Source organism: Patescibacteria group bacterium (assembly GCA_018897295.1).
Classification (GTDB): Bacteria; Patescibacteriota; Minisyncoccia; order RBG-13-40-8-A; family RBG-13-40-8-A; genus JAHILA01.
Genome location: JAHILA010000014.1, coordinates 82,491 through 105,456 on the forward strand (window position 1 = coordinate 82,491; position 22,966 = coordinate 105,456).

Genomic DNA, 22,966 nt, shown 5'->3' on the forward strand with positions numbered 1-22,966 from the left:
TAAAAATTAAGATTAATGAAAAAAAACGATATTATCGCGGTTTTATTTTTGGGCGAAATTGTTGCCTGGTTGATTCTGGCAGTGGCCAAGGGAATTTTGAATCCGGATTTGTACGATAAGATTCACGGATTAATAACTATAATCTTGCCGATAATTTTTCCGATTGCGTGTTTGATTTTTCTTTATTTGGCAAGTATAATCAGCAAAAAGATTAAAGTTGCTTATGAGGTGGCAAAATTTATTTTGGTTGGCGGATTGAATACTTTGGTTGATTGGGGAGTATTAAGTTTTCTTATTTTTGCCTTTAAGCGCTCCGGTATTAATTCGGATAAGGTCCTGTTTGAAGTTTTCTCTATAACAATTATTCTTTTTACTTTATTAAAGGCGACCTCATTTATTATTGCCACTATTAATAGCTATATTTGGAATAAACTCTGGACATTTAAAAAGAAAACTACAGAAAAATTAGGCAGAGAATTTATACAATTTATAACTGTTTCGATTATTGGTTTTTTAATTAATGTCGGAATTGCTTCGTCTATTTTTAAATTCATTCCTGCAATGGGGGGATTGAATATAGAGCAGTGGGCTATTATTGCTGCAGCGATTGCTTCGGCAATCTCAATGACGTGGAATTTTGTAGGTTATAAATTTATCGTATTTAACAAAAAAGATGGCGGAACTAGTGATTTATCGCAAATATAGACCTCAGAAATTTTCCGAGGTGATTGGCCAGGACCATGTTATAAAAACCCTGACCAGTGCTTTGAATGGCAATAAAGTTGCCCATGCTTATTTATTTGCCGGGCCACGCGGAACAGGCAAGACCACAGTGGCTCGGCTTCTGGCAAAAGCAGTGAATTGCCAGGACAATTTCAGTTTTGAGCCGTGCAACAAGTGCGAATCCTGTTTGGAAATTATGGAAAACAGGGCAATGGACTTAATTGAAATTGACGCTGCTTCAAACAGGGGAATTGATGAAGTCCGGGAATTAAGAGAAAGAATCAGATTTGCTCCGAGTCGCGGCAAATACAAAGTTTTTGTTATTGATGAAGCGCATCAATTAACTCCAGCTGCTTTTAACGCTCTATTAAAAACATTAGAAGAACCGCCTGCCCATGCCATCTTTATTCTTGCCACAACCGAAGCGCATAAAATGCTGCCAACCATTCTTTCGCGCGTCCAAAGATTTGATTTCAGAAAATTGTCTTTGTTGAATGTAATTAAAAAACTGGAAATGGTTGCTAAAAAAGAAGGGGTTAAAATCAGTGAGAAAGCATTAAGGATTATTGCTTTGAATTCTGAAGGGTTTATGCGGGATGCGGAAAGTATGTTGGGGCAGGTGATTGCGTTTTCCGCCTCATCGGCGGACAAGCCCGGCGATAAGGAAATTTCCGTAGAAGATATTGAAAATATTTTGGGCATTGTTGATATTAATCTGGCAATAAAATTTATTGATTTATTGGCAAAGAAAAATTCCAGCGAAGCCTTGGGCTTTGTTGATAAATTTGTGAATCAGGGATATGATTTAGTGCAGTTTATCGAGTCATTGATAAACTATTCTAGAAAATTGATGCTTTTAAGGGTTGATAAAGACCTTTCAAAACTGATAAAAGAAGAAATAAGCGCGGAACAGTTAAATACTGCATTAAGGCAGTCAGAAGAGTTTTCTTTGGCAGAAATTTCAAAAATGATTGATATTCTGCTTGAAACTTTATATCGCATGAAGAGTTCTTCTTTCCCGCAAATAAATATGGAATTAGCAGCAGTAGAGATTTGTAATAGGTAAAATTGAGTTCAGTCCTGCCGGATCGTCTAATGGTAGGACATGGGCCTTTGAAGCCCAGTATCTAGGTTCGAATCCTAGTCCGGCAGGCCTGAACTCAAAAAATTGTGAATCTAGGTTTGCCCGCCTAGACTCGACTCGCCTCGCTAAAGCTATGGCGAAGCGGGCGTCTAGTCGAGGCTGGAATCCAAGTCCGGCAGCACGAGTCAGCGCGTTATCGAGGCAGACCGGAGAGCATTAAAAATCGCCTTTTAGGCAATTTTTTGATAGAATAAAAATATGGATAAAAAAACAAACTTAAAAACCTTATACTTCATATCCTTTCTTTTAGCTGTCTCAACAGCTTTTCCTGCATATATTCGTTCTTCATTTATTGAAGAATTCGTAGGATTACAATGGTTAGGTATATTTTTTATTGCAGCGATGCTTGTAAGCTTAATCGCTATTTTATTCTTTTCGGGATTAATTAAAAAATTAACTAATTATTATCTAAGCATAATAGTTCTAATAGTTAATCTTATATCAATCATATTTCTTGTTTTAACTAGTTCTCCTTATCTTTTATTTTTATCCTTTATTCTTTTTACAGTTACTACTGTTTTAATTTGGATAAATATGGATGTTTTTATTGAAAGTTGTTCTTTAGATCGTACAACCGGCAAAACAAGAGGCGTTTATTTTACTGTTCTTAATTTTGGATGGGTAATATCTCCTTTATTAGCTGGTTATTTAATCGGAAACAATAATTATCGTTTAACTTTTATTGTTGCCGGTTTGTTATTAATACCTGTTGTTTTTACTTTATTGATAAAGAAAAAGCAATTAAAAGATAATTGTGAATACGAGCATCATAATATTTTGTATGTATTTAAGAAATTTCTAAAGAACAAAAATTTAAAAGGAATATTCTTTATTGCTTTTTTACTGCAGCTCTTTTTTGCTGTCATGACTATCTATGTGCCAATATATTTGAACCAATATTTAGGTTTTAGCTGGTCCACGATAGGAATTATGTTTACTTTTATGCTTTTGCCTTACATTTTTTTAGAGCTACCTGCTGGGATTGTTGCTGATAAGCATTTTAGAGAAAAAGAAATATTGATTGTTGGTTTTTTAATCTTGATAGCTAGTTGCGCTTTATTCTTTTTTACTAAATCTACTAGTGCTATTGTCTGGGCGTTAATATTATTTTTAAGTAGATGCGGAGCTGCTTTAATTGAGATAATGAGAGAAACATATTTCTTTAAGGTTGTAGATGTTCAACATATCGATTTTATTAATTTTCTTCGCACTAGCGGACCATTATCTTTTATATCAACAATGATTTTATTTACATTACTTCTTAATTTTTTTGCAATTCAATATTTATTTATTTTTGTAGCCATTATTCTTCTTTCTGGCATCTATTTTGCTTGGGGGTTAAAGGATACGAAGCAATTAGGCTAACCAGCCCAGAATATAAAAAAGTAATCAAGATCCCAAATTTTGGTGATTGGATTGTATAAATCCGGATTAAGGGCTAAAATAAAGTTATGCCCCGTAGTGAATTTTTGACTGGTCCGACGTCCGTCGGACCAAAATACTACAGGCATACATAATGATTAATTTTTAATTAGTCAAAAATCTACTACAGGGTATGAGTGTGAAAATAGATGAAAACAAAATAGAAGAGATATTAACCCGCGGGGTAAGCGAGGTAATTGACCTAAAACACTTGCGCGGGAAATTGATGTCTGGCAAAAAATTAAGGGTGAAACTTGGAATTGACCCCACCAGCCCCAATATTCATATTGGCAGAGCAGTTACATTGTTGAAAATGAAGGACTTTCAGGAGCTTGGCCACGAGATTATTTTTGTTATAGGCGACTTTACGGGCATGGTAGGCGATACTTCTGACAAAGATTCCGAAAGGCCGATGCTTTCCGGAGAACAGGTTAAGAAAAATATGAAAAATTATGTTGAGCAGGCAGGAAAGATTATCAATGTTAAAAAAGCCAAAATCGAACATAATTCAAAATGGCTTAAAAAACTTAATTTTGGCGAGATTAGTAAGTTAGCAAACCAATTTTCATTAGGAGAATTTATTGCCAGAGAAAATATCAGAAAAAGATTAGTAGAAGAAAAACACATTTCTCTAAGAGAATTACTATATCCTTTATTGCAAGGATATGACAGTATTGCAATCAAAGCAGATGTTGAACTTGGCGGGACAGACCAAAGATTTAATTTATTAGCAGGCAGGACATTGCAAGAACATTATGGCCAGGAAGCGCAGGACATTTTAATGACTAATCTAATTTTGGGAACTGATGGCAGGAAAATGAGCTCAAGTTGGGGGAATACAATTAATGTTACAGACGAGCCAAAAGATATGTTCGGAAAAGTGATGAGCATTTCAGATGATTTGATTATTACTTATTTTGTGCATTGTACCCGCATTGATATGGATAAAATCAGGGAATATGGAAAAAAACTTTTACTGGAAATAACTAACCCGCGCGATATCAAGATGGAATTGGCTTTTGAAATCGTAAAAATCTATTGGGGAGAAAAAGGCGCAGAAAAGGGCAAAAAATATTTTGTTTCGGTTTTCCAGAAAAAAGATTTACCGGACGAAATCCAGAAATATAAATTAGCAGGAAGGGATATTGTTGATGTTTTGGTTGAAACAAAACTGGCAACGAGCAGAGGAGACGCAAAAAGACTGATTGAGCAGGGCGGGATTGAAATTGACGGCGAAGAAATAAAATCGATTGACATCACAGTTAATCGAGGAAGCGTAATTCAGAAAGGCAAGAGGTTCTTTGCAAAGATAATTTAGATATGTTATACTGGTTTTCATGGAGAGAAAGCGATTAACTTTCTTTATTTTAATAGCAGTTCTAATCGGTATTATTCTTGGAATCCTGCTTTGGAAAATCCTTAGCCCGAAACTGGGCGAAGGAGTTTTTTATTACCGACTTGATGGGAATAAAGCCAATTTGTTCTTATTAGATAATAAAGGCGAAGGCGAAAAGATTATTACGGTTGCTGCTCAGGAAGTTGATTTAGGCAAATACAAGCCGCCCCGCCATTCTTTTATTTCGCCGGACAGGCGCCAATTAGTTTATTTTAAAAAATCAAAGGAAGAGCAGATAGGAGATTTAGGCAACGGCATGATAGCAAGCAGGATTTATTATGATCCGATTCTGGTCAATCTAAAAACCGGAACAGAAAAGAAAATTGAACAGCCGATTGATTCAACCAGCTTGGTTTTTTCTCCGGATAGCAATAGCATTGCATGGATTAAAGAAATTAAAGATTCAACTTATGAGGAAATAGAGAAGAACGATACGAAGAGGGAGTTATGGATAAGTATAGCAGACGGTGAAAGTCCGCAACTATTAGCAAAATTTGAGGAAAATGTGCTTTTGTTAAAGCGCTGGAATGAAGATTATGTCTATTTTCAGGGAATTTTTGATGCGAATATCAAAAGCTTGGGTAGAATAAATATAAAAACCAAGAGAGTAGAATATATAATTCCAAAAGGCTGCAATACTAATCTGACCAATTGCCAGAATATAGAATTCTCGCCAAGCGGCAAGATGTTTCTTTACGAGATCTACAGCAAGAAAAACGATAAGGAAATTACTGAGCTTTATTTGGGCGATTTCGAAAAAAGAGACTATAAACCGGTTTTAACCACAGATAGAATCAGTGACAAAATCTGGCTAGATACAGAAAAAGGATTTTTTTACACAGAACAAAAGTCAGGTAAAAACAATGAAATAATTGAGACAATCCACTTGGTTGATTTATACAAGGAAACGGATAATGAGATATACTCCGGAAGCTATATCAGCCAACTGGCATTTGACGGTTCCAGTAATTCTTTATACTTTCTTGAGAGGTCAGAAGGAGAAGAGCTGAATATGTTTAATATTATGAGATTAAATGTAAAAATCAAAGAAGCGGAAAAAATGCTGACCGAAAATTATAACAATATTTTAATCGTGCAGTAATGTTAAAATTCCCAGAAAATTTTTATTGGGGCACAGCTACATCTGCATATCAAGTGGAAGGAGGGATAAAAAATGATTGGACCTGCCTTGCCGGCAGGCAGGGTGTAGCCGGGGAAAAATTTGATGCTGGAATTTGTTGCGACCATTACAATCGGTTTGAAGAGGATTTTAATTTAGCAAAAGAGATAAATAATAATGCCCACCGATTTTCAATTGAGTGGGCTCGTATTGAACCCGAGAAAGGAAAATTTGACCAAAAAGAAATTGAGCATTACAGAAAAGTAATTTTGGCGCTTAAAGAAAGAGGGCTGGAGCCGTTTGTGACTTTGTATCATTGGACTCTGCCTGTTTGGTTTGCTGAGAAGGGCGGGCCTGCCTCGCCGAGTCAAGGCGGGTGGTTGAATAAAGACGCACCAAAAGATTTTGAAAAATTTGTTGAGAAAATAATATTAGAGTACAAGGATTTAGTTAAGTTTTGGATTACTTTAAATGAGCCGAATGTTTATGTTTCGCATTGTTATTTGCGCGGCGACTGGCCGCCATTCGAGAAAAATTACAGCAATTCCCAAAAGGTTTTAAACCAGTTGGTCGAAGCGCATAAATTAGCTTATAAAAAAATTCACGAAATCTCTCCTCGTGCTATAGTCGGCATAGCTAAGAATAATATTTGGTATCGCGGTATCATAGAATTAGTTTTAAATTATAAATGGAATCATTGGTTTTTAAACGAGATTAAGAATTATCAGGATTTTATTGGTTTAAATTTCTATTTTAGTTCTTCTTTTTTAAATTTTATTTTTAAAAACAGGAATGTTAGTGATCTTGGATGGGGAATTGTGCCAGAAGGGATTTATCACGTTTTAAAAGATTTGAAAAAATACCAGAAACCGATTTACATTACGGAAAACGGCTTGGCTGATGCCAAGGATGAAAAACGGGCAAAATTCATTATTGAGCATTTAAAATGGGTTCATAAAGCAATTGGAGAAGGAGTTGATGTGCGCGGATATTTCCATTGGTCGTTATTGGATAATTTTGAGTGGGATAAAGGATTTGAGCCACATTTTGGCTTGATTGAAATTGATTATAAAACTCTTCAACGAATTCCGCGCCCAAGCAGTAAGGTTTACGCGGGAATTTGTAAGAATAATGGAATAAATTTATGAGTTGGATTTTATTAGTAATTTTAGCCCAGTTTTTCTACGCATTAGTTTTTATACTTGATAAATATATCCTTTCCAGGTCAATGCCGCACCAAGTGGTTTATTCTTTCTATGTTGGGGTTTTAGGCATATTTGTTTTAGTTTTAATTCCATTTGGATTTGTAATGCCCAATGGCGCGGAAGTTTTTTGGAGTTTAATTGCTGGAGTTGCGCAGATTAGTGCTTTCCTGTTTTTTTATAAAGCCGTAAACAGAGAAGAAATTTCCAGGGTCGTGCCTTTTGTAGGCGCCGCAAGTTCAGTATTTGTTTTGATTTTGAGCTCCTGTATTATAAAAGAATTTCTAACATTTCAACAGATAATAGCTTTTTTATTATTGGTTTTGGGATGTTTAGTTGTAGGGTTTAGGAAAAAGCATTTTATGGGAAATGGGGTTTTGGGATTATCTATTGTTTCAGCTTTTTTCTTTGCGCTTTTTTGGGTAATCACTAAGTATTTATTTTTAGGAACCAATTTTGTCAGCGGTCTGATTTGGGTAAGGGTTGGGGTAGCGTTAATAGCTCTAACTTTATTGTTTTTGAAAAAGAACCGAGAGCTTATATTTTCAGAAACGAAACAGGTTAAATCAAAAACAACAAAATTCTTTATATTAGGCAGGACTTTAAATGTTGCGGGGAGCTTATTCTTGTATCTGGCAGTATTTTTGGGAAGCGTAACTTTGACAACTGCTTTTCAGGGATTGCAGTATGTTTTTGTTTTGATTTTGGCTTTATTATTATTGAAGAAGATTCCGGTTTTGAAAGAACAGTTTAATAAAGAGGTTCTTATTCAAAAGATCGTCGCCATCATCTTTATTTGTATAGGATTAAGTCTTTTGGTAATATAATATTATGAGTAAGTCAAGGATTTATTTTGATTATGCTGCCACGACATCATTAGATGCCGGAGTTTTAAAAAAAATGATGCCGTATTTAACTGATAAATACGGTAATCCATCGTCTATACATAAGTTTGGCCAAGAGGGAGGCAGCGCAATTGATGAAGCCAGGAAAAAAGTGGCTAAGTTTTTAAACTGCAAGCCATTGGAAATTGTTTTTACGGGCTCTGCATCAGAAAGCGATAATCTTGCGATCAGGGGCTTAATAAAGGCTCTAAAACGTAAAAAACAAGCAGGGGAGAGAATTCATATTATTATTTCAAAAATAGAGCACAAAGCAGTGCTGGAAACCTGCAGGGATTTGGAAAAAGAAGGAATCAGGATAACTTATCTGCCAGTAGGGCCGGATGGTTTGATAAATTTGGATGACCTTAGGGCTGAGATTACTCCTGAAACTGATTTAGTTTCAATAATGTACGCGAATAATGAGGTTGGTTCTGTGCAGCCAATTAAGAAAATCGGAAAAATTATTGGCGAAACTAACAAAAACGAAGAGCATCCGACTTATTTCCACGTTGACGCGGTTCAGGCAGCGAATTGGCTGGACTGCAGAGTTGATGATTTGAAAGTTGATTTGTTAACACTTTCAGCCCATAAGATTTACGGGCCAAAAGGAGTCGGGATTCTCTATATTAAAGAGGGTACGCCGATTGCGTCGTTAATTACTGGCGGGAGCCATGAATGGAAATTGAGGGCAGGGACGGAAAACGTTGCCGGTATTGTTGGTATGGGGGAGGCGATTGCAAAAATCAGAAATACGAAAGCCGAAATTCGAAAAATGGAAATATTAAGGAATAAATTAGTAGACGGTGTTCTAGAAAACGTCCAAGGCAGCAAGGTTAATGGCTCGAAACGACCAGAAGAAAGATTGCCGAACATCGTTAATTTTAGTTTTTTGGGAGTTGAAGGGGAAAGCCTGGTTATTGCTTTGGACCAAGAAGGGATTGCTGTTTCAACCGGCTCGGCCTGCACTTCAACTACCTTGTTGCCTTCGCACGTTTTAATCGCGATGGGATTGCCCGAATTAGACGCGCATTCTAGTTTGAGAGTGAGTATGGGGAAATATACAACAATTAAAGAAATTGATTATTTTATAAAAATTTTGCCAAAGGTAGTCGAAAAACTAAGAAAAATTTCCGGCCGCTAAATTTATGGCTATTTATAACAAACAAATAATGCAGCATTTTACTAATCCCAAGTTTTTTGGTAAAATTAATAATCCGGACGTGATTGGAAAAGCAGGTAATCCGCGCTGCGGAGATTTACTGACTTTATATTTAAAAATTGACGAAAAAAGCAGGAGAATAAAAGGTATTAAATTCGAAACATTGGGCTGCGCCTCAGCCATTGCTTCTTCAGATATGATTTGTAAGCTGGCAAAAGGCAAGACATTAGAGCAGGCATTAAAAATCGGTTTTCAGGATGTTTCTGATGAATTGGGAACATTACCTCCATTAAAAATTCATTGTGCTCAGTTAGTCACTGAGGCATTAAAAGATGCGATTAATAAATACAAGTAATAAAATATGAAAAAACTTTTAATTCCAATAATTATAATTCTGATTGTTTTGGGTATTGCTCAGGTGCTTTACAGCCAAAAAGGGATATCTTCAAAAGAGGCCGGAGAGATAGTTATAGATTATATCGATAAAGTATTAGAAGGCCAGGCTACTGCAACATTAGTCGGAGACGTGGTAAAGGAAAATGGGGTGTACAAATTAGAACTTAAAGTCGGAGAACAAGAAATGACTTCATATATTTCTCTTGATGGAAAATTAATATTTCCAAGCGGCATAGCAATTACAGAAGACACAACTGCCAGTAGCGATGCCAATAGCGATATTCCAAAACAAGACAAAACAAACGCTGATTTATTTGTAATGAGTTTTTGTCCTTATGGCAATCAGGCAGAAGAAATAATGATAGAGGTCGTTGATTTATTAAAGGATAAGGCGGATATTGAATTGCATTATGTGATTTACGAAAATTACCAAGGCGGCGGCTCTGATTACTGTGTAGCTAATGGCAAATATTGCTCAATGCATGGGATACAGGAATTAAATCAAGGTATTCGAGAATTATGCGTGCAGAAATATCAAAAAGAAAAATTCTGGGATTTTGTAAAGCAAATAAATGCTTCTTGCAATTATCAAGATGTTGATGCTTGCTGGGAAAAAATTGCCAAGAATTCCGGAGTTGATGTTAATAATGTGAAGACCTGTTTTGCAGAGGAAAAAATTTCTTTATTAGAGAATGAAGTTGAATTAGGAAAGAAATACGACATCAGCGGTTCGCCTCAGCTTATAATTAATGACAAGGAATTTACAGGAACAAGAAGCGCAGAAGGGTATAAATCTGCTATTTGCGCAGGATTTAGCACTGCGCCATCAGAATGTTCCACGAGCTTAGGAACTGATTCTGGTACAACTTCAACTGGCGGATGCGAATAACCAAGATATGAAAGAAGCATTACTTTACAAAAAATTAGGTGGCAGTAAAGTTCAATGCAATGCGTGCAATCACAGATGCGTTATATTGGATAAAAAGCGCGGAATCTGCGGAGTGCGTGAAAATCAAAACGGAAAATTATATAGTTTGGTCTACGGCAAAATAATTGCCGAACATATTGACCCGATTGAGAAAAAGCCCCTGTATCATTTTTTGCCAGGGACTTTTTCTTTGTCTTTTGCCACGGCTGGCTGTAATTTTCGCTGCTTGCATTGCCAAAATGCGGATATATCCCAGCTTGGTCCAGACCGCGGTCCCGATCCAAGTCAGGACTATGGTCGGGACAAAACCCCAGAACAGATTGTTCAAGACGCCTTAGATGGCAAATGCCCGAGCATTTCTTATACTTATACCGAACCAACTGTTTTTGTGGAATTTGCTTTGGATTGCATGAAATTAGCGCATAAAAAGGGATTAAAAAACATCTGGGTTTCTAATGGATATATGACTAAAGAATGTTTGGACTTAGTTGGTCCTTATTTGGATGCAATTAATATTGATTTGAAAGGATTTACAGAAAAATTTTATCAGGAAATTTGTGGAGCGCGGCTTAAGCCGGTTTTAGAAAATTTGACCCGTCTCGCGTCGACGAGCTTCGCGAGTCAAGGCGGGAAAGTCCATTTGGAAATTACAACTCTGATAATTTCTGGCAAGAATGATTCAGAAAAAGAACTAAAAAACATTGCCGAATTTATTAAAAAAGAATTAGGAGATGAAATTCCTTGGCACGTTTCGCGCTTTTTCCCGCAATATAAATTGTCGGATATCCCATCTACGCCAGTTGAAAAAATTCATCAAGCAGTTGAAATCGGCAAAAGGGTTGGTTTAAGATATGTTTATCCGGGAAATGTGTAGTATTTTATTTTTGTGATATAATAAAAATGTATGGGGAAAATAATCTTAATCTTAATAATTTTAGGTGTAGTAATTCCTATTTATCTTTTGGCTGTCCAGCCTCGCGTTGCGCGAGTCGAGGCAGGGTTTCCAAATGATCTACCAGGGCCCAAAATATCGGCTGACAGTAAATTTTATTTTTTGAAAATCTGGTGGGAGAAGATTGTTATATTTTTCACTTTTGGCGCTGAAAACCGGGCGGAAAGATACAAGGTGTTTGCGGAAAAGAGAGTTATAGAAGCCAAAGAAATGCTTTTAAAGGGAAATACGGAATTAGCCGAGAAGTTGAATGGTGTTTATCAGTCTTATTTGAACAAAGCCAAAGATGCGCTAAACAATGCGATTCAAAAAGCGATAGAAAAGCAAAAAGAAAATTTGAAGCAAGCATTAGAGGAAAAACTTGATGAGATAATGCAAAAAATTAAGGACTCACTAAGTATATAATTTTATGGTAAGAGTATTTTCAACTCCGAGCTGCCCATATTGCGTGGCTCTCAAGGGTTATTTAAAAGAACGCAATATAGAATTTCAAGATATTGATGTTTCGCAGGATTTGGAAGCCCAGAAGGAAATGATTGAAAAGTCAGGGCAATACGGGGTGCCTGTCATAGATATTAATGGGGAAATTATTATAGGATTTAATCAAGAACGCATTAAGCAATTATTAAAATTATGATATACGATTTAATTATTATTGGTGGAGGGCCGGCTGGAATAACTGCCGGGATTTATGCTGCTAGGAAAAAATTAAAAACTCTTTTAATTACCAAGGAATGGGGCGGCCAGATAGTTAAAGCTAATGAAATCGAAAATTGGCCCGGAACGAAAATTATTTCAGGTACAGAGTTGATTAAACAGATGACAGAACATCTTAAAGAATTCGAAATTGAAATAAAACAGGATAAAGAAGTGATTAATCTGGATAAAAAGGGCGACAATTTTTTAGTAAGAGACAATGAACTGGAATATGAAGCGAGAACAGTCATTATTGCTACTGGCAAGATTCCGCGAATGTTAAATGTTTCAGGCGAAGAAGAATTTAAAGGAAAGGGGGTGAGTATTTGCGCAACCTGCGATGCGCCGATGTTTAAAAATAAGGATGTGGCAGTTGTTGGCGGAGGAAATTCCAGCTTTAGCACAGCGTTGGATTTGGTAAAATATGCCAAAAAAGTTTATATCTTGGAATTTTTTGAAGAAATGAAAGGAGACCCGACTACCAAGGAAAAATTAGCCAATACAGGAAAAGTAGAATTTATTACAAATGTAGCAATAAAAGAGATTAAAGGAACAAAATTTGTAGATAGCTTGGTTTATGAGGATAGAAAAACAAGTAAGGATAATGAAATAAAAGTACAAGGAGTATTTATTTCTGTTGGCATGGAAGCAAAGGTTGGGTTTGCTGAAAAATTAGTGGAGTTGAATAAAATAGGGGAGATTGTAATTGATAAAAATAATTATACAAAAACACCGGGATTGTTCGCAGCAGGAGATATTACTGATATTAAATACGAGCAGATTGTAATTGCCTGCGGCGAAGGCGCAAAAGCAGTTTTAGCAGTCACAGATTATTTAGAAAAAAAATAATCCCTTTGATTTTCTATTATCAACTCGTCATTGACGGGTTTTTATTATAGGATTATGCTTTAAATACAATAATTAAGGAGGATCGCTCTTTAAAATTCAACAGAGGAGGAAATATGAAAAAAAGACCGAGCTGGGATGAAACTTTTATGGCGATGGCTGAGAATATTGCCGATAGATCGGCATGTATTCTCTATCAGGTTGGCGCAGTTTTTGCCAAGGAGAAACAATTTTTACAAGTAGGATTTAATGGTCCTACCAGAGGGGGAGATAATCATTGTAGTGAAATTGGCTGCGCTAAAAAGGTTAATGATGTGATAATGCCTTCTGGTTCAAAAAAATGTAGGGGAGCTCATGCTGAGATGAATGGCATTGTGAATGCTGCCAGAAATGGAGTGGGTCTTGAAGGTTCAACTGTTTATTGTACTTTGTCTCCTTGTTACGATTGTGCCAAACACCTTGTGAATCTTGGAATTAAGAGATTCGTTTACAAAATCAAATATGAGGAGGAATGGCCGCAAGTCAGTAAACTTTTTCAAGAAAAGAAAATCAAATTGGAAAAATTTCAGAGAGGAGGAAAAAATGATTGACAGATGGAAGTATTTAAGAAAGGGTTTATTCAGGAGTGTAGAACCGTTAGTCGAGTTGGTGGCTATCTCTAAGCCGGTTGGAAGGTTTGTTGATTTGTGCATTACCGAAACCCTGCCTGGTTTTACTGCTCGGGTAAGTCATGAATCCAAAGGAACCCAGGATGATGATCTGCGGTTGAATCGGGATTTGATCAAAAAGAGGCATCATACGCCTTTGGAATCCGTTTGTTTCACGTTTCTTGTTTCCGGCATTACGAAAAGCCTTCAGAACCAATGGGTAAGACATCGCATCGGCGTGGGATGGACGTACCGGAGTACAAGATTTGTCCCGGCTAGCGAGAACAATTTCATCTACTGTACTTACGACTACGTCAATGATGAACAAAAAGTACGGAAACTCCTGGCAATCGACGAAGAAAAAGCGAAGAAAGCAATTGAAGATTACGAAGAAAAACGGAGACTCGGCGCGACCAAGCAAGACAGCAGAAAAATTATGCCAGTTTTCTGGAATACGCCATGCTATTTCTACTGCAATGTCTGTTCTCTGCGATATTTCTTCAATCTGCGCCTTGCCAAAGATGCGGAATGGGAAATCCGCAGAATGGCCAAGTTAATGTTTGAAATCGTCATCAAGGAAGTTCCTTCTCTTTTTGAAGATTTCATTGAATTAGCCAGAAAGGAGGACTGAATTTTAAGAAGCTCTATTGGTTAGATAACCAACAGAGCTTCATTTTTTTATTGTTTTGATATAAAATATAATTGAACTATGAATAAGTATGAACCTACAATTGGGCTGGAGATTCACGTTGAATTAAAAACAAAGACAAAAATGTTTTGTTCTTGTTTGAACGACCCTCTGGAAAAAGAAGCAAATAAAAATATTTGTCCGATTTGTACTGCTCAGCCAGGGAGTTTGCCTGTTATTAACGAAGAAGCAATTTACAGTGTAATAAAAGCAGGATTGGCTTTAAACTGCAAAATTGCAGAGAAAACTTGGTTTGAAAGAAAGAATTATTTTTACCCTGATTTGCCAAAAGGTTATCAGATTACGCAATTTGAAGCTCCTTTATGTTTTAAGGGAGAATTGAATAATATTAAAATCAGGAGAATACATTTGGAAGAAGATACTGGAAGATTAATGCATGACAAAGGCGATCTACCTGCCGGTAGGCAGGGATATTCTTTAGTTGATTATAATCGCGCTGGCATGCCTTTAATGGAACTAGTTACAGAGCCGGACATCCATTCTGCTGAACAGACAAAGAATTTTGCCCAAGAATTGCAATTAATTTTAAGATATCTGGGAATTTCCGATGCTGATATGGAAAAGGGACAGATGCGCGTGGAAGCAAATATAAGTTTAAATATGGGCACAAAAGTTGAAGTGAAAAACCTTAATTCATTCAAGAGCGTTGAAAAAGCAATTGAATACGAGATTATCAGGCAGCAAAGGATTTTGGAAAAAGACGACCTGCCTGCCGGTAGGCAAGGTAAGGTAGAACATGAAACAAGAGGATGGAATGACGCGAAGCAGGAAACATTCTCCCAGAGAATAAAGGAAACATCTGATGATTATCGTTATTTCCCAGAGCCGGATTTGCCGCCACTAGACATTAAAGCTGAATTGATTAAGAAATTGCAGGCAGAAATTCCTGAGTTGCCGCAAGCAAGAAGGAAAAGATTTAAAAGAGAGTATAAATTACCAGAAAAAAGCGCAGAAGTATTGGTGAATTTTAAATATTTGGCTGATTTTTTCGAGCACGCAGTAAGCGAGCTTAATGCTTGGCTAAAGTCGGGCAAGATTAAAACCGATATCAATAGATTGATAATTTTAAGCTCCAATTATATTATTACTGAGTTTCCAAAATTTGTTTCTACAAGTCGGGAGATTAAAATAACTGCGGAAAATTTTGCAGAATTGATTTATTTGACTTTTATCGGCGAGGTTTCCTCAAGCGGGACGCAGGAAGTTTTAAAAGAAATGTTTAGAACTGGCGCAGACCCTTCGCAAATTATTGAATCTAAAAACCTGAAGCAATTAAGCAAAGAAGGGGACTTGGATAAGATTGCGGAGAAAATAATAAAAAACAATCCCCAGCCAGTTGAGGATTACAAGCAAGGAAAGGAAACCGTATTGCAGTTTTTAGTTGGTCAGGCAATGCGCGAGACCAAAGGCAAAGCCAATCCCGAGATAGTTGCCAAGATATTGCGGGATATATTGACAAAATGATTTTTATAATATATAATAAGAGGATAATTATTAATAAAATTTTATGTTTGAAACCATGGATAGAGATTTTAAAAGAAAACCTCCATTAACTCCCGAAGATAAGGCAAGAATAGCCAAAGAGCATGAATTGGCGAGAATCAACGAAGAAGCACAAATAACAACTGATTTTCAGAAAGGATCGGATATCGTTATAGAACAGGGAGAGGATATGAGGGTGGTGCGTGCAGAAAAAAAGGAAAAGGGTGAAAAAGTTCACGCCCTTGATGTTTTGTCTCAGGAAATACAGAACGAGATAATGGTTCAAGCCAGAGAAGAGTTGATGAAAGAAGCTTATTCTCCGCAAAAAATTGAAGAAATGGCCATGGATAGGGCCAGGAAAATCGCCAAAGAGGAATTCGGAAGCAAGGGCTAAAATTTTATTCAGGCGAATTTTTTAAACCAGGTAAGCTGGCGCTTGGCATATTGAAGAGTATGGAGTTTAATCGTCTCGATGATTTGTTTTCTGTTCTCGGAGTTTTTCCATTCTGCGTAGCCAATAGTATTTTTCAATACTGTTGTCCAGCCATATTTTTTGACTAATTTATTCACTTCTTTTTCCAGCCCCATTTTAATCATTTTATCAACCCTTTTATCTATTAATTTTTTCAGCTCTGCTGAAGATTTTTCAATTTTAATATACTGGACACTGAATCGGGGACTGCTTTTTAATTGAGGTATTGGTTTATTGGTTTTAATGATAATCTCCAACGCCCTGATTAATCTGCGTTTGTTTTTAGCATCAATATTTTTTGCTCGATTCGGGTCGAGTTTTTTTAATTGTTTAAATAATTCTTTCTCGGTTTTCTTTTCTAATTCTTTTCTTAATTTCCAATCAGGTTTAACTTCTGGAATTACTATTTCATTAACCATTGCCTGAATATAAAATCCAGTGCCGCCGCAAATAATCGGTGTTTTTCCTTGTTTATAAATTTTATCTATTGCTTGTAATGCCAATTTTTTGTACTCTGTGACACTAATCTGTTTTTGGGGATTAGCAATATCTATTATATGGTGAGGGATGTCTTGCATTTCTTTCTTCGTGGTCTTGCCTGTGCCAATATCCATTCCTTTATAAACTTGCCTTGAATCAGCTGAAATAATTTCACCATTTATTTTTTTAGCCAGTTTGATGGCAAAAGTGGATTTTCCCGAAGCAGTTGGTCCAATAATGACAATCAGTTTAGGTTTTGTTTTGGTTAATTTATTTAAAACTCTCCACCTCCTTACCTTTTCTTTCCATAGGACATCGTCTTTAAATCTGCTGGCCAACGTTCCGGGCCTGGTTGAATATTTATTAATATAAGCCATGTCAAATCCGACTTTTTTGAATAATCCGACTGTATTCTCAAATTGTTTTTTTGTTTCGCCGGGAAAACCCACAATTACATCTGTGGTAATTTTTGCTTGAGGGATTTTTGCACGGATTTTTCTAATTAAATTAAGATATTTTTCTGTTGTGTATCCGCGATTCATCTTTTTCAGAATTTCATTGTCTCCACTTTGAACCGGTAAATGGATTTCTTTGCTGATTTTTGGCGATTCAGTGATTACATCAATCAATTCTGCGGAGAAATCTTTAGGATGGGAAGTAAGAAATTTTACTGTAAAATCACCCGGGATTCCGGAAATAAGTTTAAGCAATATTGGAAAAGTAGTTTTGCCACCCTGCGGGTGGTCAGCCGTGGGCTGATCTTTATATGAATTAACGTTTTGTCCGAGTAAAATAATCTCTTTATATCTATTTTTAATGAGATTTTTTATTTCAAAAATTATATTTTTTGTTGATCTTGAAACCTCTCTGCCGCGGGTGTAGGGGACTGCGCAGTAAGAGCAGAAATTGTTGCAGCCGGTCATTATGGGTACAAATGCTGATTTTTGATTTGTCTGCCTCGCTGGCAGGCAGGCCTGCCTGCCAGCGAGGCAGGAGTATTTTGGTTTCATCTCCAGATATTTTTTCCCGAGAAATTCATTGATTGATAAAATCTCGTTAAAGAAAGATTTAAATTTAGGTTTATCTGCCTTTAAAACGCAGCCAGTTAAAATTTTCTTTGCCTTGATTTTTGCAAATTTTTTCTTTAGGCCGAAGATTCTATCAATCGCGCTTTGTCGTATAGAGCAGGCGACAACTACTATCAGGTCAGCATTTTCCATTTTATCCGTATTCCTATAATTTCGTTGTTCTAAAAATGAAGCGATTCTCTCGGAATCGCTTTCATTCATTTGGCAGCCGAATGTTTTGATGTAATACCTCATTTTATTTTCTTGATAAATCCTTCAATTTTCATCATTCCGATATCTCCTTTTTCTCTGGTTCTTACGCGAACAGATTTATTTTTTATTTCTTCATCTCCAACTACAAGCATATAAGGGATTTTTTGTATTTCTCCCTCGCGGATTTTTTTAGAAACAGTTTCGTTTTCATTCTTTACTTTAATTCTTAAACCATGAGTCATAAGTTTTTCTTTGATTTGCTCGGCATATTTCGCGTGGCGGTCTCCAATAGGAATAACATAAACCTGGATAGGGGAGAGCCAGAATGGCAAAGCACCAGCATAATTTTCAAGCAAAACCCCGATGAATCTTTCTATTGAACCAAGCAGGGCTCGATGAACCATATATGGCCTTTGTTTTTTGCCTTTGTCGTCAATATAAGTCAAATCAAATTTTTCCGGCAGATTAAAGTCAAACTGGACAGTAGTGCATTGCCATTCCCTTCCTAATGAATCTTTGATTTTGATATCAATTTTCGGCCCGTAAAAAACCCCTCCGCCTTTATCAACTTGGTATTTTAGATTCAATTTATTTAAGACATTTTTTAGAGTATTGGTTGCTTTTTCCCAATTCTTCGGAGTTCCTACATATTTTTCCGGCCGAGTAGCCAGATAAATATTATATTCTTTAAATCCAAATTCTTTTAGAAGTTTGATGCCGAATTTTACAGCAGCCATCATTTCATCAGCCAATTGGTCCGGGGTGCAGATTATGTGCGCATCATCCTGGGTAAATCCTCTGACTCGGGTCAAGCCATGCAGAACTCCGGAACGTTCAAACCTATAAACCGTACCGAGTTCTGCCCAGCGTACGGGCAAATCTCTGTAGCTTCGGCTTTTGGTCTTATAGATTTTCATGTGGAACGGGCAGTTCATCGGCTTGATTAAGTATTTATCGCCTTCAACTTGCATTGGGCCGAACATATTTTCTTTGTAAAAATCAGTATGGCCTGATGTTTGCCAGAGTTTTATCCGGCCGATATGGGGAGTGTCGATTATTTCATAGCCGTTTTTTAGATGTTCATTAACCCAGTAATTTTCAATTACTCCCTTTAAAGCCGTTCCCTTAGGATGCCAGAGGATTAGTCCCGGTCCGACTTCTTCGTCAATGCTGAATAAATCCAGTTTTTGGCCGATTAAACGATGGTCGCGCTTTTCCGCTTCTTTGATTTGTTTCAGATAAGCATCCAACTCTCCTTTAGTATTAAAAGCAATTCCGTAAATTCTTTGCAGCATGGGATTTTTTTCATCTCCGCGCCAATAAGCGCCAGCGATTTTTGTCAGCTTAAATGCATCAGGATTAATTTCCTTTGTGGATTTTACGTGCGGGCCTTTGCATAAATCAGTAAAATCTCCGCTAATATAAATAGTTGCGTTTTTGCTGTCGAGGTCTTTTATAAGCTCCAATTTATATGGCTGGTTTTTGAATAATTTTATAGCTTGTGACTTGGGGACTAATTTTCTTTTGAATTCAATATTTTGTTTGATTAGCTCGCGCATTCTTTTTTCAATCTTCGGTAGATCTTCTGGAACTAAGGTCGCCCTCGCCTTCGCTCCGCGAGCTTCGGCGGGCAAATGGAAGTCGTAGTAAAATCCGTTCTCAATTGTCGGGCCAATAGCAAATTTAGTTCCAGGAAATAATTCCTGAACTGCATATGCCATAATGTGGCTTATTGAATGTCGTATTGTATCAATTTTCATATAATTTCTTCTGCATTATCACAGAGGATTTTTAGTTGGTCGTCTTTATCAGTCAGGCGGCCCTCGACCAAGATGACTTTTCCTTCCTGCCAAATGGTCGGATTTTTTTCCAAAATTGTGGCAAAGACCAAGATTTCTATCGCGCTGGTCAAGTCCTCCGCTTTTACAAACAGCATCGGCTTGCCGGATTTGGTAATAAATTTGGTAATCTTGATAATTACCCCTGCAATTTTAACTTTACTATCTTTTTTCTCTTTGAGCAAGTCCCTAATCTGGATTATTTTGCCTTTCAAGAAGCCTTCGTGGTTTTTAAGCGGATGGTCAGAGATATACATTCCCAGTAAATCTTTTTCCCATTGGATTTCCTCGCTTAACAATTTTCTTTTTCCATTGCCGTTTCCGTTAGTGAATAATAATTGGTTTTTATTTGTTATTAGTTCTTCGCCGAATAAGCTGGCTTGGCCGTTATCTTTTGTTTTTTGCGATTCTTTAGAGAATTCCAAGAGTTCCTCTAAATGTTCTAATAATTCTTTTCTTTGGGCAAGAGCATCGAATGCTCCTGCGCGGATTAAGTTTTCCAGAGATTTTTTATTGATAATTGCTGATTTCCCCGCTTGAGGAGTAAGGCGAGTGAGGAAACCAGCCATGGTTTGAAAATTTCCATTTTGCTTTCTTTCTTCAACAATTGCTGCCACAACATTATGACCTACGTTTTTTATTGCTGCTAATCCGAAGCGAATTGATGGAGGCCCGCCTGCCGGCGAGGCAGGGACGAGCGTAAAATTATCAAAACTTTCATTGATATCCGGAGCTAAAACCTGGATGCCCATTTTTTTCGCCTCATCAACTAAAATATTAATCCTATCCAGGTCTTTTTGGTCTGCCTGCATTAAAGCAGTGATAAATTCCTCTGGATAATTCGCTTTTAAATAAGCTGTCTGGTAAGCAATTAGAGCATAACAGGTTGCATGAGAACGATTAAATCCATATTGGGCAAATGGCTCGATAGAATCCCATATTTTCTGTGCGATTTCTTTATCAATTCCGTTTTTCACCATGCCGTCAATCATTTTATCGGCCTGCTGTTCAAGTAGTTTTCTAATTTTTTTGCCGACTGCTTTTCTCAAAACATCTGCTTCGGACATGGTAAATCCCGCTAAATCTTTTGCAATTTGCATCAGTTGTTCCTGGTAAACAGTAATGCCGTAAGTATTTTTCAGGATTGGCTCGAGTTTCGGATGGACATATTTAATTTCTTTTTCTCCGTGTTTCCGGGCAATATAATCGGGAATCAAATCCATGGGTCCGGGCCGGTATAAAGAAATCATGACAATAATGTCTTCTAAGTCATTTGGTTTTAATTTCTGCAAATATTTTCTCATGCCGGAAGATTCCAATTGGAATACCCCGACTGTATTTACTCTTTTGAAAAGTTCAAAGGTTTTTTTGTCGTCTAATGGTATATCATCAATATTAATTTTAATTCCCCGGAGTTTTTCAATGAGATTTAAAGCTGTTTCAATAGTGGTTAGATTTTTTAAGCCGAGAAAATCCATTTTTAAGAGTCCAAGCGCTTCAATGCTGTGCATTTCATATTGAGTGACAATAGAATTCTCGTCCTGCGGTGCAAATTGGCGCGGAGCATAAAAATCAATCGGATTTTTAGTGATTACAATTCCGCAGGCATGGGTTGAAGCATGGCGGGCAACGCCTTCTAATTTCGTAGCAATATCAATCAATATTTTTACCTGGTCATCAGTGTCGTAGGATTGGGAAAGTTCGGGAACCTTTTCTAGGGCTTCTTTTAATCCAAAGCCGAAAGGAATCATTTTAGCAATTTGGTCGCAGAAAGCATAGGTATAGCCGAGAGCTCTGCCAGTGTCTCTGATTGCAGCGCGGCTGGCCATTGTTCCAAAAGTAATAATTTGGGCAACGTGGTCAGCTCCGTATTTTTTTGCAACGTAATTAACAATTTCATTTCGTCTAATATCGGCAAAATCTAAATCAATATCAGGCATACTTATTCTTTCCGGATTAAGAAATCTTTCAAAAAGAAGTTTGTATTTCAGCGGGTCGACATTAGTGATATTTAAAAGATAAGAGACAATCGAACCTGCTGCTGAACCTCTTCCTGGCCCGACGACAATGTTGTTATTTTTTGCCCAATTAACTACGTCCTGGACAATCAGGAAGTACGAAGCGAAGCCGGTTTTTTCAATAACCCCCAATTCAAATTTCAGTTGTTTTTTTGCCTGGTTGAGATTTTCTCCAAAGTCTCTTTTGCGCAATCCTTTTTCGCATAATTTTTTCAGATAAGAATTCGCTGTTTCGTCTTCAGGAAGAGGAAAGTGGGGAAGCTCGATTTTATCAAGCTCCAGTTTAAGGTTGCACATATCAGCGATTTTCTGGGTGCTTTCAATCGCTTCCGGAATATTGCGAAATGCGCTAATCATTTCATCGGGCGGTTTCAGGGAATAATCTTCGCCTTTCATAGTCATTCTGTTTTTTTCACCAACAGTGCGGTTGGTCTGGACGCAAAGCAGAACATCGTGCACATCAGCATCTTCTTTGTTTAAATAATGAACATCATTAGTGGCAACCAATGGCAAATTTGTTTCTTTTGCTAGTTTGACAATCTTTTCATTCAGACGGACCTGGTTTAAATCATTCGGATGGTCCATTATTTCAAGATAAAAATTGTCCTTGCCGAAAAGTTTTGAATATTCTAAGGTAAGTTTTTTTGCTTTGGCAATGTCGTCAGCCAGAAGCGCGGACGGAATTTCTCCTTGCGGACAGGCGGTCAGAGCAATCAGTCCCTCGTGATACTCTTTCAAAATTTCTTTGTCGATTCTCGGCTTATAATAAAAACCCTCAAGATGGGCTTTGGTTACGAGTTTGATTAAATTATGATAGCCGGTTTTGTCTTTTGCCAATAAGATTAAATGATATCTGATATCGGATTTGCCTGCGGTTTTGTCAAAGCGGCTTCCTGGTACGAGATAGGTTTCAACGCCGATAATCGGTTTTATACCGGCAGAAGTTGCTTTTTTATAAAATTCAACCACGCCGTACATTGTGCCGTGGTCAGTAAGAGCCAAGGAATCCATTCCTGTTGCCTTGGCTTTTTCAATTAGTTCATCAATTTTTGCCAATCCGTCCAAAAGCGAATAATGACTATGAACGTGTAAGTGTGTAAACTTTTGTTCCGCCATGAACTTATTATATCACAAGATAAATTTGCATTTAAATTTTTTTTCTGATATATTGA

21 protein-coding genes and 1 tRNA gene are annotated in these 22,966 nt (G+C 37.0%); 19 read left to right on the plus strand and 3 right to left on the minus strand.

Annotated features, from left to right (window positions below; all coding sequences use genetic code 11):
* The first annotated feature begins 15 nt into the window (after nt 1-15).
* The 19 genes from KKI21_02290 to KKI21_02380 all read left to right on the plus strand — a co-directional run bounded on the left by KKI21_02290 (nt 16) and on the right by KKI21_02380 (nt 16,100).
* On the plus strand, nt 16-705 hold the full coding sequence (locus KKI21_02290; protein ID MBU4285035.1) for a GtrA family protein: 690 nt from the start codon (nt 16-18) through the stop codon (nt 703-705).
* Nucleotides 674-1,789 (plus strand): DNA polymerase III subunit gamma/tau, encoded by a 1,116-nt coding sequence (dnaX, locus tag KKI21_02295; GenBank protein ID MBU4285036.1) that lies wholly within the window; start codon nt 674-676, stop codon nt 1,787-1,789. The genes KKI21_02290 and dnaX overlap by 32 nt, the downstream gene beginning before the upstream one ends.
* Nucleotides 1,790-1,804: 15 nt before the next feature.
* Nucleotides 1,805-1,875 (plus strand) — tRNA-Gln (locus KKI21_02300).
* 190 nt (nt 1,876-2,065) lie between these two features.
* Nucleotides 2,066-3,232, plus strand: a complete 1,167-nt coding sequence (locus KKI21_02305; GenBank protein MBU4285037.1) for an MFS transporter — start codon at nt 2,066-2,068, stop codon at nt 3,230-3,232.
* 190 nt (nt 3,233-3,422) lie between these two features.
* Nucleotides 3,423-4,607, plus strand: coding sequence for a tyrosine--tRNA ligase (locus KKI21_02310; GenBank protein MBU4285038.1), 1,185 nt, complete (start codon nt 3,423-3,425; stop codon nt 4,605-4,607).
* Nucleotides 4,608-4,626: 19 nt separating this feature from the next.
* The gene (locus tag KKI21_02315) at nt 4,627-5,787 is read left to right on the plus strand and encodes a hypothetical protein (protein MBU4285039.1); all 1,161 of its coding nucleotides are present in this window, start codon (nt 4,627-4,629) and stop codon (nt 5,785-5,787) included.
* Nucleotides 5,787-6,953 carry a glycoside hydrolase family 1 protein gene (locus KKI21_02320; protein MBU4285040.1) on the plus strand — a complete coding sequence of 389 codons (1,167 nt, stop codon included), beginning with the start codon at nt 5,787-5,789 and terminating at the stop codon, nt 6,951-6,953. The genes KKI21_02315 and KKI21_02320 overlap by 1 nt, the downstream gene beginning before the upstream one ends.
* Entirely contained in the window at nt 6,950-7,834 is an 885-nt protein-coding gene (locus KKI21_02325) for an EamA family transporter (protein MBU4285041.1), read from the plus strand. The genes KKI21_02320 and KKI21_02325 overlap by 4 nt, the downstream gene beginning before the upstream one ends.
* Before the next feature lie 4 nt (nt 7,835-7,838).
* Nucleotides 7,839-9,032, plus strand: a complete 1,194-nt coding sequence (locus tag KKI21_02330) for a cysteine desulfurase (protein ID MBU4285042.1) — start codon at nt 7,839-7,841, stop codon at nt 9,030-9,032.
* A 10-nt stretch (nt 9,033-9,042) separates the two neighbouring features.
* A complete protein-coding gene (locus KKI21_02335) occupies nt 9,043-9,405 on the plus strand; it encodes an iron-sulfur cluster assembly scaffold protein (protein ID MBU4285043.1) in 363 nt (120 codons plus the stop codon).
* A 6-nt stretch (nt 9,406-9,411) separates the two neighbouring features.
* A complete protein-coding gene (locus KKI21_02340; protein MBU4285044.1) occupies nt 9,412-10,335 on the plus strand; it encodes a thioredoxin domain-containing protein in 924 nt (307 codons plus the stop codon).
* 7 nt (nt 10,336-10,342) lie between these two features.
* Complete coding sequence (gene amrS / locus KKI21_02345; GenBank protein MBU4285045.1) at nt 10,343-11,248, plus strand: AmmeMemoRadiSam system radical SAM enzyme; 906 nt, start codon at nt 10,343-10,345, stop codon at nt 11,246-11,248.
* A gap of 30 nt (nt 11,249-11,278) precedes the next feature.
* A complete protein-coding gene (locus KKI21_02350) occupies nt 11,279-11,731 on the plus strand; it encodes a hypothetical protein (protein ID MBU4285046.1) in 453 nt (150 codons plus the stop codon).
* Nucleotides 11,732-11,735: 4 nt separating this feature from the next.
* A complete protein-coding gene (locus KKI21_02355; protein MBU4285047.1) occupies nt 11,736-11,963 on the plus strand; it encodes a glutathione S-transferase N-terminal domain-containing protein in 228 nt (75 codons plus the stop codon).
* Nucleotides 11,960-12,871 (plus strand): FAD-dependent oxidoreductase, encoded by a 912-nt coding sequence (locus tag KKI21_02360; GenBank protein MBU4285048.1) that lies wholly within the window; start codon nt 11,960-11,962, stop codon nt 12,869-12,871. The genes KKI21_02355 and KKI21_02360 overlap by 4 nt, the downstream gene beginning before the upstream one ends.
* Nucleotides 12,872-12,984: 113 nt before the next feature.
* A complete protein-coding gene (locus tag KKI21_02365; protein ID MBU4285049.1) occupies nt 12,985-13,458 on the plus strand; it encodes a dCMP deaminase family protein in 474 nt (157 codons plus the stop codon).
* Nucleotides 13,451-14,146 (plus strand): FAD-dependent thymidylate synthase, encoded by a 696-nt coding sequence (gene thyX / locus KKI21_02370; GenBank protein ID MBU4285050.1) that lies wholly within the window; start codon nt 13,451-13,453, stop codon nt 14,144-14,146. Before KKI21_02365 ends, thyX begins: the two co-directional genes overlap by 8 nt.
* Nucleotides 14,147-14,224: 78 nt before the next feature.
* On the plus strand, nt 14,225-15,688 hold the full coding sequence (gene gatB / locus KKI21_02375; protein ID MBU4285051.1) for an Asp-tRNA(Asn)/Glu-tRNA(Gln) amidotransferase subunit GatB: 1,464 nt from the start codon (nt 14,225-14,227) through the stop codon (nt 15,686-15,688).
* A gap of 43 nt (nt 15,689-15,731) precedes the next feature.
* Nucleotides 15,732-16,100, plus strand: coding sequence for a hypothetical protein (locus KKI21_02380; GenBank protein ID MBU4285052.1), 369 nt, complete (start codon nt 15,732-15,734; stop codon nt 16,098-16,100).
* Between the two features lie 8 nt (nt 16,101-16,108).
* Here KKI21_02380 and miaA read toward each other — a convergent pair whose 3' ends face one another.
* From miaA to KKI21_02395, 3 genes are read right to left on the minus strand one after another with little or no spacing between them, the layout of a single operon-like run.
* Nucleotides 16,109-17,980, minus strand: coding sequence for a tRNA (adenosine(37)-N6)-dimethylallyltransferase MiaA (miaA, locus tag KKI21_02385; protein MBU4285053.1), 1,872 nt, complete (start codon nt 17,978-17,980; stop codon nt 16,109-16,111).
* Nucleotides 17,977-19,698 carry a threonine--tRNA ligase gene (gene thrS / locus KKI21_02390; protein ID MBU4285054.1) on the minus strand — a complete coding sequence of 574 codons (1,722 nt, stop codon included), beginning with the start codon at nt 19,696-19,698 and terminating at the stop codon, nt 17,977-17,979. The genes miaA and thrS overlap by 4 nt, the downstream gene beginning before the upstream one ends.
* A complete protein-coding gene (locus KKI21_02395; protein ID MBU4285055.1) occupies nt 19,695-22,910 on the minus strand; it encodes a DNA polymerase III subunit alpha in 3,216 nt (1,071 codons plus the stop codon). The genes thrS and KKI21_02395 overlap by 4 nt, the downstream gene beginning before the upstream one ends.
* Between the last annotated feature and the right edge of the window lie 56 nt (nt 22,911-22,966).

Bases quoted from the DNA above. Each gene is read 5' to 3' on its own strand.
- KKI21_02290 (MBU4285035.1), top strand. From the start codon at position 16: ATGAAAAAAAACGATATTATCGCGGTTTTATTTTTGGGCGAAATTGTT.
- dnaX (MBU4285036.1), top strand. From the start codon at position 674: ATGGCGGAACTAGTGATTTATCGCAAATATAGACCTCAGAAATTTTCC.
- KKI21_02305 (MBU4285037.1), top strand. From the start codon at position 2,066: ATGGATAAAAAAACAAACTTAAAAACCTTATACTTCATATCCTTTCTT.
- KKI21_02310 (MBU4285038.1), top strand. From the start codon at position 3,423: ATGAGTGTGAAAATAGATGAAAACAAAATAGAAGAGATATTAACCCGC.
- KKI21_02315 (MBU4285039.1), top strand. From the start codon at position 4,627: ATGGAGAGAAAGCGATTAACTTTCTTTATTTTAATAGCAGTTCTAATC.
- KKI21_02320 (MBU4285040.1), top strand. From the start codon at position 5,787: ATGTTAAAATTCCCAGAAAATTTTTATTGGGGCACAGCTACATCTGCA.
- KKI21_02325 (MBU4285041.1), top strand. From the start codon at position 6,950: ATGAGTTGGATTTTATTAGTAATTTTAGCCCAGTTTTTCTACGCATTA.
- KKI21_02330 (MBU4285042.1), top strand. From the start codon at position 7,839: ATGAGTAAGTCAAGGATTTATTTTGATTATGCTGCCACGACATCATTA.
- KKI21_02340 (MBU4285044.1), top strand. From the start codon at position 9,412: ATGAAAAAACTTTTAATTCCAATAATTATAATTCTGATTGTTTTGGGT.
- amrS (MBU4285045.1), top strand. From the start codon at position 10,343: ATGAAAGAAGCATTACTTTACAAAAAATTAGGTGGCAGTAAAGTTCAA.
- KKI21_02350 (MBU4285046.1), top strand. From the start codon at position 11,279: ATGGGGAAAATAATCTTAATCTTAATAATTTTAGGTGTAGTAATTCCT.
- KKI21_02355 (MBU4285047.1), top strand. From the start codon at position 11,736: ATGGTAAGAGTATTTTCAACTCCGAGCTGCCCATATTGCGTGGCTCTC.
- KKI21_02360 (MBU4285048.1), top strand. From the start codon at position 11,960: ATGATATACGATTTAATTATTATTGGTGGAGGGCCGGCTGGAATAACT.
- KKI21_02365 (MBU4285049.1), top strand. From the start codon at position 12,985: ATGAAAAAAAGACCGAGCTGGGATGAAACTTTTATGGCGATGGCTGAG.
- thyX (MBU4285050.1), top strand. From the start codon at position 13,451: ATGATTGACAGATGGAAGTATTTAAGAAAGGGTTTATTCAGGAGTGTA.
- gatB (MBU4285051.1), top strand. From the start codon at position 14,225: ATGAATAAGTATGAACCTACAATTGGGCTGGAGATTCACGTTGAATTA.
- KKI21_02380 (MBU4285052.1), top strand. From the start codon at position 15,732: ATGTTTGAAACCATGGATAGAGATTTTAAAAGAAAACCTCCATTAACT.
- miaA (MBU4285053.1), bottom strand. From the start codon at position 17,980: ATGAGGTATTACATCAAAACATTCGGCTGCCAAATGAATGAAAGCGAT.
- thrS (MBU4285054.1), bottom strand. From the start codon at position 19,698: ATGAAAATTGATACAATACGACATTCAATAAGCCACATTATGGCATAT.
- KKI21_02395 (MBU4285055.1), bottom strand. From the start codon at position 22,910: ATGGCGGAACAAAAGTTTACACACTTACACGTTCATAGTCATTATTCG.